Genomic DNA, 243 nt, shown 5'->3' with positions numbered 1-243 from the left:
GCCTTACCCCCATGCTTATAAGCTCTCCCACGATTCTTCTCCATTTTATTTAGGATTACATTTTCTAGGTCTATTTGTTCTGCACCACAAAGATCAAATATCCTTATGCAGGCATCAGCTAGTTCTTCAGCAAAATTTTCTTTATCTCCTATTCGGTCAGCTTCCAAAGCTTCAATTACTTCGCTTATGATTAATGCTAATTTCGTACCCATTTCAATTTGCTTATCATACCAACCTTTCGAA

1 protein-coding gene is annotated in these 243 nt (G+C 37.0%); it reads right to left on the bottom strand.

Features of this window, described 5'->3' with window-relative positions; genetic code table 11:
• Positions 1-243 (bottom strand): MazG nucleotide pyrophosphohydrolase domain-containing protein (locus tag AOA60_RS01170; RefSeq protein WP_305887030.1); only part of this gene is annotated, 243 nt, incomplete at both ends.

The organism is Pseudomonas sp. 2822-17, from assembly GCF_002742485.1.
Classification (GTDB): domain Bacteria; phylum Pseudomonadota; class Gammaproteobacteria; order Pseudomonadales; family Pseudomonadaceae; genus Aquipseudomonas; species Aquipseudomonas cyclaminis.
Note: the sequence above shows the minus strand (reverse complement) of the source record. Positions and strands in the feature narration are given on the sequence as shown.